The sequence below is a fragment of the Streptomyces sp. NPDC002742 genome (assembly GCF_042888885.1).
Lineage (GTDB): Bacteria > Actinomycetota > Actinomycetes > Streptomycetales > Streptomycetaceae > Streptomyces.
In genome coordinates, this window is record NZ_JBIAQF010000028.1 from 89872 (window position 1) to 101758 (window position 11887).

The 11887-nt window shown below is 69.6% G+C and carries 12 protein-coding genes; 3 read left to right on the top strand and 9 right to left on the bottom strand.

The annotated features are described in order from the left end of the window. Positions 1 to 15: 15 nt before the first annotated feature. The 7 genes from ACFYW8_RS36155 to ACFYW8_RS36185 form a co-directional block, all read right to left on the bottom strand. Positions 16 to 753, bottom strand: a complete 738-nt coding sequence (locus tag ACFYW8_RS36155) for an enoyl-CoA hydratase/isomerase family protein (RefSeq protein WP_389088753.1) — start codon at positions 751 to 753, stop codon at positions 16 to 18. Positions 754 to 797: 44 nt separating this feature from the next. Then, positions 798 to 2042, bottom strand: a complete 1245-nt coding sequence (locus tag ACFYW8_RS36160; protein WP_389088758.1) for a cytochrome P450 — start codon at positions 2040 to 2042, stop codon at positions 798 to 800. Positions 2043 to 2141: 99 nt separating this feature from the next. Then, a complete protein-coding gene (locus ACFYW8_RS36165; protein WP_389088622.1) occupies positions 2142 to 3524 on the bottom strand; it encodes a cytochrome P450 in 1383 nt (460 codons plus the stop codon). A gap of 10 nt (positions 3525 to 3534) precedes the next feature. Continuing rightward, on the bottom strand, positions 3535 to 4098 hold the full coding sequence (locus ACFYW8_RS36170; RefSeq protein WP_365868380.1) for an ATP/GTP-binding protein: 564 nt from the start codon (positions 4096 to 4098) through the stop codon (positions 3535 to 3537). Then, the gene (locus ACFYW8_RS36175) at positions 4099 to 4482 is read right to left on the bottom strand and encodes a DUF742 domain-containing protein (protein WP_365868378.1); all 384 of its coding nucleotides are present in this window, start codon (positions 4480 to 4482) and stop codon (positions 4099 to 4101) included. Then, positions 4472 to 5323: a roadblock/LC7 domain-containing protein gene (locus ACFYW8_RS36180; protein ID WP_365868376.1), complete on the bottom strand. Its 852-nt coding sequence runs from the start codon at positions 5321 to 5323 to the stop codon at positions 4472 to 4474. Before ACFYW8_RS36180 ends, ACFYW8_RS36175 begins: the two co-directional genes overlap by 11 nt. Then, a complete protein-coding gene (locus tag ACFYW8_RS36185; RefSeq protein WP_389088634.1) occupies positions 5320 to 6501 on the bottom strand; it encodes an ATP-binding protein in 1182 nt (393 codons plus the stop codon). Before ACFYW8_RS36185 ends, ACFYW8_RS36180 begins: the two co-directional genes overlap by 4 nt. A gap of 943 nt (positions 6502 to 7444) precedes the next feature. On the opposite strand from ACFYW8_RS36185, the gene ACFYW8_RS36190 reads away from it, so the two are divergent. Continuing rightward, positions 7445 to 8359, top strand: coding sequence for a HipA family kinase (locus ACFYW8_RS36190; protein ID WP_389088639.1), 915 nt, complete (start codon positions 7445 to 7447; stop codon positions 8357 to 8359). Then, positions 8356 to 8640 (top strand): SelT/SelW/SelH family protein, encoded by a 285-nt coding sequence (locus tag ACFYW8_RS36195; RefSeq protein ID WP_365868370.1) that lies wholly within the window; start codon positions 8356 to 8358, stop codon positions 8638 to 8640. The genes ACFYW8_RS36190 and ACFYW8_RS36195 overlap by 4 nt, the downstream gene beginning before the upstream one ends. Positions 8641 to 8813: 173 nt before the next feature. Here the strand turns inward: ACFYW8_RS36195 and aceB are convergent, their stop codons facing one another. Then, positions 8814 to 10448 (bottom strand): malate synthase A, encoded by a 1635-nt coding sequence (aceB, locus tag ACFYW8_RS36200; protein WP_389088646.1) that lies wholly within the window; start codon positions 10446 to 10448, stop codon positions 8814 to 8816. Between the two features lie 276 nt (positions 10449 to 10724). Further along, entirely contained in the window at positions 10725 to 11324 is a 600-nt protein-coding gene (locus ACFYW8_RS36205) for an NTP transferase domain-containing protein (RefSeq protein WP_389088651.1), read from the bottom strand. A 222-nt stretch (positions 11325 to 11546) separates the two neighbouring features. Between ACFYW8_RS36205 and ACFYW8_RS36210 the strand changes: the two genes are divergently transcribed. Beyond that, complete coding sequence (locus ACFYW8_RS36210; RefSeq protein WP_365868363.1) at positions 11547 to 11870, top strand: DUF5955 family protein; 324 nt, start codon at positions 11547 to 11549, stop codon at positions 11868 to 11870. Positions 11871 to 11887: the final 17 nt, after the last annotated feature.

Consider the following 11887-nt stretch of genomic DNA (forward strand, 5'->3'; position numbering starts at 1 on the left):
TACTCCAGGGAGGCGTCACGCACTGCTTCGAGACGAGCTCAGGTGGGCCGTCAGAAGGTGGGAGTCGAGCAGTGAGACATCGGCCATGCGGTTGGCTCGCGTGTAGCCGGCCAGCATGCGCTTGGTCAGGACGAGGGCCTCGGGCGACCGGCGTACGAGTGGCCTCGTCCAGCTGCTGATGGTGTCGTCCAGCAGGTCGAGGGGAGCGACCTTGTGCAGGAGACCGATCCGGTGGGCGGTGGGGGAGTCGAAGACGTCGCAGGTGAGCATGAGTTCACGGATTCGCGCGGCGCCGGCCTCCGAGACGAGGCGGCCCATTGCCCCGCCCCACGCGGGCGGGAGCCCCACACCGACCTCCGGCATGCGGAACCGGCAGGTGTCGGCGCCCGCCCGCAGGTCGAAGTAGGCGGCGAGCGCGAGCCCGGCGCCGATGACGCTGCCGTGGAGCCGGGCGACGGTGACGACGTGGGTGGTCTCCAGCGCCTGGCACAGACGGTGCGCCTTGTCCGCGACACGACGCATCGCGGCTCCCGTCGGGTCGGAGGTGAGAGCGTCCTGGTATTCCTGGCGGTCCGCTCCCAGACAGAAGTCCTTGCCCAGGGACGACAGGACCAGGACGCGGACGTCGGGCCGCTCGTGGAGACCGTCGAGCAGGGCGAGAAGGTCGTCGAGGACCGCGGCGCTCAGCGTGTCGTCCTGGGCGGCGGGGTTGAGCCGGACGTGGAGGACGGGGCCGGCCTGCTCCACGTCCATGGTCTCGCGGACCGGTGTGGAGGGCGTGACGAAGGAAGGCTGGTTCATGCGAGGGCGACATCCAGGTTCAGCAGGCGCCGGAACGCCACCCTGGGGGCCCATATCGGGCGGCGGACCAGGGTGAGGCGGGGGAGACGCGTGGTCAGTTGACGGAGCAGGGTGTGGGCCTCCAGCCGGGCGAGGGGAGCGCCGAGGCAGTAGTGGATGCCTCCGCTGAAGGCGAGGTGTCCGGCCTTGCGGTGGGGGTCGAAGAGGTCGGGGTCGGCGTGTCTCGCAGGGTCGCGGTGAGCCGCTCCCACCATGAGATGGACCATCTGGTCGGCGCCCACCTCGACGCCGTCGAGAAGACAGTCCCTGGCGGCGACCCGGCTGATCACATGGGTGGGCGGGTCGTAGCGCAACGATTCCTCGACGAACGCGGGTACGAGGCCGGGGTGTTCGGCGACCATGTTCCACCGCGCCGGGTGCTCGACGAGCAGGAACGTCATGGTCGACAGGAGGGTGGACGTGGTCTCCAGGGCCGCCAGCAGTACGAACAGGGCCAAGAAGTAGACCCCTTCGTCGGCCTTGTCCTGGTCCGGCTCCAGCGCGTCCCATGTCCGTATCCACTGCGAGACGGGGTCGTCGCCGAGACGGGTGCGCCGATCGCGGACCAACTCCAGGAAATAGGAACGCAGTTCGGCCATGGCCGCGTCAGACCGGGCTAACTGGCTCGCGGAGGGCAGCAGTTCCTGGGTGAAGACCTGCTCGTGGGTCAGTTCCCGCAGCCGCGGCCAGTCGGCGGCGGGCAGGCCGAGCCAGTCCCCGATGGTGGCGATCGGGAGTTCCTCGCTGACCAGTGCGGCGAAATCCGCCTCGCCGGTGCGGAGATGGTCCATCAGGGAATCGAGGAGACGGTCGACGATCCCGTCGACCCGTCTCCCCATGCGCTCGATCGTGCCGCGGTCGAAGCTGCCGGCCGCACGGCGTACCCGGGTGTGCTCCGGGGGGTTGAGCGCGGGCAGTGTATTGCCGATCTCCCGGGAGGAGGGCGCACTCCAGCGAGTGCGCTCCCCCTGCCGCTGCCGCCAGCCCTTGTCCGGCTCCAGCCAGTCAGCGCTGCGCAGCACCTGGTCGCAGGCGCTGAAGCCGGTCACGAGAAGACCGCCCCAGGGCGCGGGGCTGACGTCGCCCCGCGACCGGAGCTCCGCGTAGATGGGGAACGGGTCGTCCTGTCCCTCGGGCTTCCGGAGACGGGAGAAGAGAGAGACGGTGACTCGACGGTCGGGCGACGGAGTCGTGACACTCAACCCCACGATGACGGCTCCTTTCTGAGCAACAGCCGCCATACGTACCCGCGGGTTTATTGAAGCATCCAGTACCACCATGTTCTCTTAGGGTTACCTGCGTCACTCCCCTCTCGTCCATGCCAGGAAGCGACTGAACAGCTTGCCCTTGTGCTGTGGCGCCGCGTACGCCGGCCGGGACGCGGGAACCGCGGAGGGCGGATTGGCCGACACGGACGACTGCGCGCCCGGAGGGGTGCCGGCAGCGGTGGACCGGGAGGCGGCAGCCGACAGCACCGTGCGCGGGGTGAACCGGATCGGAACGGTCATCAGCGTGCGGCTCCACGGGCTCGGAGCCCAGACGAGCTCCTTGAACGGGACGCGCGTCTCGACGTCCGGCAGCCGGTTGACCAGGGACTCGACCGCGGTGGCGGCGATCATGAACGCCGGGTCCTTGGCCGGACACGCGTGCGGACCGGCACCGAAGGCCAGGTGGGCCTTGGCGCTGCGGTGTTCGCGGTGCTCGGTCAGCTTGGGGTCGGTGTTGGCCGCCGCGAAGGAGATCAGTACCGGGTGGTTGGCCCTGAGGACCCTGCCGCCCAGTTCGACGTCGTGGGTGGGGTAGTGGGCCGCGTAGTTGGCGATCGGGGCGTAGTTCCACAGCGTCTGCACCACCGCGTCCTCGATCGGCAGGCCGGTCGGCCAGTCGCCGCTGAGGTACAGGGCACTGCTGGTGCCGATGGCGGCGGTCAGCGGCGCGGTTCCGCCGGAGAGCAGCGTCACGAGCTGGTGCAGCACCTCCTCGTCGGTCAGCCGGGCCGAGTGCACCATCAGACGGGTGGTGAGGTCCTCGCCGGGCTGGCGGCGTTTGAGGGCGATCAGTTCGGTGAGGGCGCCACCCAGGACCACGTCGGCATCCGGGGTGCCTTCGAAGATGCCGCTGATCCCGGTGATGACGCGGTCACCGATCTCCGGCGGGCAGCCGAACAGGTCGCTGAAGACCAGCAGGGGCAGCGGCTGCGCGTACGCGGCCATCAACTCGGCCTGACCCAGCGGATCGGAGCTGAAGCCGCTGATCAGGTAGTCGGCGGACTGCCGGGTCTTGCGGGCCAGCCGGCCCTCGTCGACGGTGGCCAGACTGTCGGTGACCGCCTGTCGCAGGCGGGCGTGCGCCGCGCCGTCGCTGAACAGCGCGTTCGGGCGGTAGCCCATCATGGGCAGCGCCGGGCTGTCCTCGGGGACACGGCCCGCGTTCAGGTCCGCCCAGCGGCGTGAGTCCCTGACGAACGAGCCGGGGTTCTGGAAGATGTACAGGCTGGCGTCGTAACTGGTGACCAGCTCGACCTCGACGCCCGGCGCGATGTCGACCGGGGAACTCGGGCCCTTCGAGCGCAGGTGGGCGTAGTAGGCCTCGGGGTCGGATCCGAACTCGGGTCCGAACAACTGGATGTTGCCGTGCGCGGGGCACCCCACCGGTATCCCGGACGGTTCGAATTGCTGTTGCATGCCGCGGCTCCTAGCCAAGTGTGGTCATGAGGTGCTCGACGAGGGTGATCAGTGCCTGTCCCGAGGAGCCCCGGTCGCGGACGTCGCAGTGCACGATCGGGGTTTCACCGGAGAGGTTCAGCGCCTCGCGCACTTCTTCCAGCGGGTAGGCCGGGGTGCTGTCGAAGTGATTGACGCCGATGGCATAGGTCAGGCCGAAACGCTCGACCAGGTCGAGGATGGGGAAGCTCTCGTGCAGCCGCTCGGGGTCCACCAGGACCAGTGCGCCCAGTGCGCCCCGGGACAGGCCCTCCCACATCTCCTTGAAACGTTCCTGTCCGGGCGTTCCGAAGAGATAGAGGACCAGGGTGTCGCTGAGCGTCAGACGTCCGAAGTCCATCGCCACGGTCGTGGTCGTCTTGTTCGGGGTTCCCGAGAGGTCGTCGAAGCCCTCACTGGCCTCGGTTATCTCCTCCTCGGTCTGTAGCGGTTTGATCTCCGAGATGCTGCCGATGCATGTGGTCTTGCCGACCCCGAAGTGGCCCACGACGAGAATCTTCACCGCTTGGGAGACAGCCGGATCAAGGTGCTTCACTTACGCTCCCAAGTGGGTTCGCAGGCCGTCGAGTACGGCGACGAGAAGTTCGCGGTCGTGACCCTCGGCGCGCTCCGGGGGACTCCTCACGATGATGAGGTCCTTGTCCGCCATCTCCGCCAGCAGGATGCGCACGACGCCCAGTGGCAGGTGCGTGTGGCCGGAGACCTCGGCCACGGACAGATAGCCGTCGGCGATCAGGTCCATGACGCGTCGGGCTTCGGGGGACAGGGTGCGGGCGGCGGCCGACGTGTCGGCGTGGGCGATCACCAGGGTGGTGTGCTCGAACTCGTGGGTCGCGGGCAGTCCACGTCCCTGCGTGATGACGAACAGCGGGACTAACGCGGACGTCAGTTCCAGTTCGTCCGGTCCTTCATCGTGCATGGCCGGCCCTCGCTTCCTGAGGCGTTCCCTGCGGCGTGACCATGACCACCACGTCCTTGAGACGCGTGGTGAACTCCTCGATGTCGCAGTCGTGTTCGGCGGCGGCGGCGAGGAAGACGTCCTCGCCCGCGGAGATCAGGAAGATCCAGCCGTGCTGGAACTCGATCACCGTCTGCTGCCACTCGTCGGCCTCCTGGCCGCCCGCGAACTCCGAGGTCGCACGGCTGTAGGCGAGGATGCCCGTCATGGCCGCGGAGATCGTGTCCGCCAGGTCCCTGTCCATCCCCGAACTCGAACCGCGGGGCAGGCCGTCGGCACCGAGCAGCACGGCGTGCCTCGCGCCCGGAACGGAGGAGATCACCTCGTCCAGTTCGGGGAGGACGACCCCCTGGCCGCCCGCCCCCGTCTGCTGCGCCGAGGAGCCGTCGCCGCCCTCGGCCGTACCCGCGCCGCCCGCCCTGGGCCGGGAAGCGAGGTTTTCGCCGAGCCGCATGACCAGGCGGTTCATGCGGAACGACATCTGCTCCATGTCGACGTCGGGCTCGGCGGCGGCGGCCAGGTAGGCGCCCTGCCCCGCACCGATCAGGAACACCCACCCGTGCGAGAACTCGATGATCGTCTGGTTCCACTGCCGATCCTGCGCCGGCCCGGCGAAGTGTGCGGTGGCCCGGCTGAGCGACTGCATCCCGGCCATGGCGGCGGAGATGGTCCGCACGTCCGCCGCGGCCAGGCCGTCCGTAGCCCCGCGGGGGATGCCGTCCGCGGACAGCACCACGGCGTGCAGGGCCCGAGGGACGTTGTCGACGATGTCCTTGACCATCCAAGACATGTCTGTAGTCATGCGTCTTCGGACCCTTCGGGCGACGGGGCGGCGAGGTCGCGGCCCGTCAGCGTGCCGCGCTGGAAAGCGCCCAGGCCACCGCCGGATCCGCGGGAAGTCCTTCTGGATGTCTGCGTCCCTCGCGGGGTGCCGTCCGCGGAGGGAACGCTGGTGATGGGCGTCTGGCGTGCTCCGCGCTTCGGCAGGCCGTGCACCGTGCGCGTGCTGTACTGATCGCGGTTCTCGACACCCCTGATGCTGACGGGGGCCTCCTCGGCCGGGGCCGGCGTCTCCTCCATGGTCCACAGCTCCTCTGGCAGCAGGACGACGGCCCGGACGCCGCCGTAGCGCGAGACTCCGGTGACATCCACCTTGAAGCCGTACTGACGTGCGATCAGGCCGACCACGGAGAAACCGAACTTGGGTTGGGAGCCCAGCTGTGACAGCCGGGGGACGGACTCCCCGGACAGCAGCACGGTCGCCTTCTGCCGGTCTTCGTCGTTCATGCTGACGCCGGCGTCGTCGATCACGATGCACAGGTTCTTCTGGACCCGCTGGAACGTCACCTCGATCGGCGCGTCCGCCTGGGAGAAGGTGGCGGCGTTGTCGAGCAGCTCCGCGACGGCGAGGGCGACCGGGGCGACCGCGGTCGCCTTCAGCGCGATGCCGCTCGGCTGCATGATCTCGACCCGGTTGAAGTTGCGGATCTGGCTCTGGGCGCTGCGCACGACGTCGTAGACGCTGGCGGGCTGGTTGCGGCGGCTGACGGGGGCGCCGCACATGACCGCGATGCCCTGGGCCTTACGGGCCATCTGGGCGTTGGCGTGGTTCACGTCCATCAGGTCGGCGAGGACGGTGTGTCCTCCGTACTTGCGCTGGATGTCGTCCAGGAGCACGGTCTGCTCGGCCGCGAGACTCTGCAGGAAGCGGGCGGCGCCTTTGAGGACGTCCTTGGTGTTCGCCTCCGCCGTCTGCTCGGCGTCCCGGATGACCCGGTCCTGGTTGTCCCGGACCCTCAGCAACTCGTCCTGGGCCAGGTGCAGGTGGCCTCGGACGGTGTCGAGTTCCTGCTCCAGCGCGGCCTCGGACTGCCTCTTCTTCACCCCCAGGGCTCTGTTGCGGAGGACGAGTACCACGACCGCGGCAACGGCTGTCGCCGTGAGCGCGATCAGGCACCACATAAGCGCATCTCGATTCATGGAAAACCTTTCCCGGCGCGTGGCATGAAGACCTTCGCGGATACACCTCGCGAGGGTCCGCGACACTCCACAGGGAACTGCGCAACCGCTGATGCACGAGGAGTGGACCGATCCCGGCCGGAGCCCGAGCCAAGTAGATCAAGGTCGCGGACGCGGGAATGCTATCACCGTGTGCCAGTCCTGAAGCAGCTGCCCCAGCAGCAACAGAGGTAACAACTAGCCTTCTGGAAAAGGTAGTTGACGACTAACTCAATCACCGTCACTGACAGGTGGGCGGGACGGCTGCCGGGTTGATTCGAGTAACTGGCAGCGACTGAAGGCACCTTGAACCTTCAAGGCATCTCCACGCCGGGCGTGCCTGCCGGAGTCGAGGGCGAACTCCCTCCGGAATCAACGCTGTTTCGCTGGCCCGACTGCGAATCGCCATAGACGGGGGTGCCGTGTTCGGCGGTGCGGACGCTCGTGCGGCGGCCGGGGGTCGCCTTGACCGCGCCCGGCGTCCGAAACGGTGCCTGCTCGCCCGCAGGACCGCGTCGAGGCGGACGGTGCCGCTCCTGCTGAAGGAGGAGTGGTCGCCGGAACAGATTCGTCGGCCGGCTGCGTCCGCGCCACGGTGACGACCCGGGATGCGGATCGGCCACGAGACGATCCACCGATCCGTCTGCGCCACCCGATGGAAGGTGGTCCGCCGCGAGCTTCGCCGCCGCGATCACGGCGAGCGACGGGCGCTTACCGGGAAAGGCTCACTATGCTCACTTCATGCCAGAGGCCGGCGGCAACGGGCGGACAGCCATCGATCGGCCGCTGGAGAGGCAGGGAGATTTGGATGGCGGTCGAAACTCCCCGGATCCTCCCCAGTGCTGATGACGGGCGATTCCCGCTGTTTGGCGCCTCCGGCACTGATTGTGGATTGCAAGGTCAATGAAGTGGGTGTCCTGAAATAATGCTGAGAGAGGTCACCGCGACCCGCTACATCGCACCCCTGAACTCCGGTGGCTCCGTGCCCGGAGTCGTCGAGGCCGACGACCTGGGTACCTACGTCGTGAAGTTCACCGGTGCCGCCCAGGGCCACAAGGCGCTGGTCGCCGAGATCATCGTCGGTGAGCTGGCCCGCGCCCTCGGCCTGCGGTTCCCCGAGCTGGTCCTCGTCCACTTCGACCCGGCCGTGGGCGGGCACGAGCCCCACCAGGAGGTCCAGGAGCTGCTGCGGGCCAGCGCCGGGCTCAATCTCGGCATGGACTATCTGCCGGGCGCGAAGGACTTCACCCCGCAGATCGCGAAGACCTTCCCCGTCGACCCGCTGGAGGCGGGCCGGGTGATCTGGCTGGACGCCCTCACGGTCAACGTGGACCGCACGGTGCACAGCTCGAACCTGATGATCTGGCCCACCTTCGGCATCGCGCCACCGCGGCTCTGGCTGATCGACCACGGAGCCGCCCTCGTCTTCCACCACCGCTGGGACGCCTCGTCACCGGAGAAGGCGTACGACTTCCGTCGCCACGCGCTCGGCGGCCACCACCCGGACACCCGCGCGGCCGACGCCGAACTCGCGCCCCGGGTGACCGAGGAACTGCTGCGCGCGGTCCTGGCGGAGGTGCCCGACGCCTGGCTCGCGGACGAGCCCGGCTTCGCGAGCCCCGACGCGGTCCGCGATGCGTACGTCGGCTATCTCCTCGCCCGGGTACGGGCCTCCGCGGCCTGGCTTCCCACGGACTTCCCGACCCGCGAGCAGCTCGCCACCGAGGACGCCGACCGCGCGGAGCGCACCCGGCAGGGGAGGCCCGACTGGCTCAAACGGGTCCCTGACCTGCACGGTAAACCAGCGGCGGAACAGGATTGGTCGGTGCATCTCGGATGACGGACGTCCAGCGGGTCCAGATCGAGTACTGCACCCAGTGCCGCTGGCTGCCCCGCGCGGCCTGGCTGGCCCAGGAGCTGCTCACCACGTTCGAGGCGGAGCTCGACGAGCTGTCGCTGAAGCCCGGCACCGGCGGTGTCTTCGTCGTCCGGGTCAACGACGAGGTGATCTGGGACCGCCGGGAGCAGGGCTTCCCCGAGCCCACGGCGGTCAAGCGCCTGGTACGCGACCGAGTGGCCCCGGAGAGATCCCTGGGCCACTCGGACGGACCGGCGAACTGAGACCGGGCGGACTCTCCGGCGAACTCTGGGACCGGACCGTCGGGCGAACCGGGACGCGGGCCGTCGGGCGAACCGGGACGCGGGCTGTCCGGCGAACCGGGACGCGGGCCGTCCGGCGAACCGGGACCTGGTCCGTCGGGCCGCCCGCTACCGGTCAGCCGCCCGCCACCGGGTCAGCCGGTCAGCTGCTCGTACGCGGGCAGCGTCAGGAAGTCCGCGTAGTCCTCGTCCAGCGCGACCTTCAGGAGCAGGTCGTGCGCCTGCTGCCAGCGGCCGGCCGCGAAGGCCTCCTCGCCGATCTCCGCGCGGATGTCCGCGAGTTCCCGCGCGGCGATCTCACGGGCCAGCTCCGGAGTGGCCGCCACGGTCCGGCCGTCGTGCTCGAAGACGACACCCGCGTTGATCCACTGCCAGATCTGCGAGCGCGAGATCTCGGCGGTGGCGGCGTCCTCCATGAGGTTGAAGATGGCGACGGCGCCCAGGCCGCGCAGCCAGGCCTCGATGTAACGGATGCCGACCTGAACGGCGTTGACCAGACCGTCGTACGTCGGCCGCGCGTCGAGCGAGTCGACGGCGATGAGGTCGCCGGGTGCGACCGACACGTCCTCGCGCAGCCGCTCCTTCTGGTTCGGCCGGTCGCCGAGGACGGCGTCGAAGGAGGCCATCGCGATCGGGACGAGGTCGGGGTGCGCCACCCACGAGCCGTCGAAGCCGTCGCCGGCCTCACGGTCCTTGTCGGCCTTGACCTTCTCGAAGGCGACCTTGTTGACCTCTTCGTCGCGCCGCGAGGGGATGAACGCGGCCATGCCGCCGATCGCGTGCGCGCCGCGCCTGTGGCAGGTGCGGACGAGGAGTTCGGTGTACGCGCGCATGAACGGGGCCGTCATCGTCACCGCGTTGCGGTCCGGCAGGACGAACTTGGTCCCGCCGTCACGGAAGTTCTTGACGATGGAGAACAGGTAGTCCCAGCGGCCCGCGTTCAACCCGGCCGCGTGGTCACGGAGTTCGTAGAGGATCTCGTCCATCTCGTACGCGGCTGTGATCGTCTCGATCAGGACGGTCGCGCGGACCGTGCCCTGCGGGATGCCGACGTGGTCCTGCGCGAAGACGAACACGTCGTTCCACAGGCGGGCTTCGAGGTGGGACTCCGTCTTCGGCAGGTAGAAGTACGGTCCCTTGCCGAGGTCGAGCAGACGCTGGGCGTTGTGGAAGAAGTACAGGCCGAAGTCGACCAGCGCGCCGGGCACGGGCGTGCCGTCGGCGGCGACGAGGTGACGCTCGTTCAGATGCCAGCCGCGTGGGCGCATCACGACGGTGGCGAGCTCGTCGTCCGGCTTGAGGGCGTACGACTTGCCGGAGGCCGGGTCGGTGAAGTCGATGCTCCGGGTGTACGCGGCGATCAGGTTGAGCTGACCGGTGACCACGTTCTCCCAGGTGGGCGCCGAGGCGTCCTCGAAGTCGGCGAGCCAGACCCTGGCGCCGGAGTTGAGGGCGTTGATGGTCATCTTGCGGTCGGTCGGGCCGGTGATCTCGACACGGCGGTCGTTCAGCGCGGCCGGTGCGGGGGCCACCTTCCAGGAGTCGTCCGCCCGGATCGAGGCGGTCTCCGGGAGGAAGTCGAGCGTGGAGGTGCGGGCGATCTCGGCGCGGCGCTCCGCTCGGCGGGCGAGGAGCTCGTCACGCCGGGGCGTGAACAGCCGGTGCAGTTCGGCCACGAAGGCGAGGGCCGCGTCGGTGAGGACCTCCTCCTGCCGGGGCAGGGGCTCGGCGTCGACGATGGCCAGCGGGGACGGCGCTGGTGCGGACATGAGCTGTCACTTCCTTCAGCGAGCTACGTGCGGGCGAGCTGCGTACGGACGAACCGCGTGCGGGCGATCCGCATACGGGTCATGCGAGCGAACCACGGGCGGCGGCACCGCGCCTGGCACCCGGTGCCGTGGCGCGCGGGGACGGCGCCGAGTGCCCTCGACCTGATGGGGCGCTTCTGAGCAGTGGATACTAATTTCCTCATGGTGGAAGTTCAATGATTTGTTGACGTCGAGATTCTTCGGGCCGGCAGAAGGTGGCGCTCGGTGCCATGCCGCTCACTCAAGGTGGACCAGGTCGGCCTCCGTGTCGATGTCGTACGCCCGCGCCACGTCCCCGCACTCGACGAGCGCGACCGTGTCCTCGTGGGCCTTCAGATAGGCGCGCGCTCCCCGGTCGCCCGTGGCGGTCGCCGCGATCCCGGCCCAGTGACCGGCGCCGACGAGCACCGGATGGCCGCGTTCCCCTTCGTAGGCCGCCGCGGCGAGCGTCAGCGGCGAGGCGTACGCGGCGAGTACCCGGGCGACCGCTTCCCGGCCGATCCCCGGCTGGTCGACCAGCGACACCAGTGCGGCCCGCGCCCCGGAGTCCGCCAGCGAGTCGAGCCCCGCCCGCAGCGAGGATCCCATGCCCTCCTCCCACCTCGGGTTGTCCACGAGGACACACCCGGCCAGCGACGCCTGATCCCGTACGGCGTCGGCCCCCGCGCCGAGTACGACATGGACGCGGGTGCAGCCGCCGGCGCGCAGCACCCCGACCGCGTGTTCGACGAGCGGCCGTCCCTTGTGGGGCAGGAGTGCCTTGGGCCGTCCCCCGAGGCGCCGTCCACCTCCGGCCGCCAGCAGCAGCCCGGCCACCTCGTCCTTGTTCTCCGTCATGTCCTTTTCATACCCGACAGGGTCGGAGCACGCCCCGGAACCCGGACCGTCACCCCGGTGTCCTGGGGCTGAATTTCGGTCCGCGCGGTGGCGCCCGGCGCACCGGGTGGCGTTTACTGGCCCGCGTCCCCCGGCGCCCGACCACCGCCACGGGGAGTTCGGGCCGACTTGAGGCCGCCGTGAGAGGGACCGACGCAGAACGGCGCGCGAGGGGGGAGAGCTGTGTTGCGGAGCTTGGGGCAGAGGCCAGTGACCGGCAGCGACGAGGATCCGAGGGTGGCGGAGTTACGTACCGCCGTCTCCCGGCTGCGCCGTGAACTCGCCGCGCATCCGGCCGAGTTCCCCGACCGCGGTATCGCCGAGGACGAGCTCGCGGCCCTCGCCGCGATGGCCGCCACGGGTGTTCCGGAGATCCCCCGGCTGCGCCGCTCGCTCCTCCTGGTCGCTGGTGCGATCGGCTCGGTGAGCGCCCTGGCGACCCGCCTCGCGGATGTCCGCGACGCGGTCGAACTCTTCGGAGAACCACCGCACCGAACCCTGCGGTGACCGCGGGCCGGTGCCGG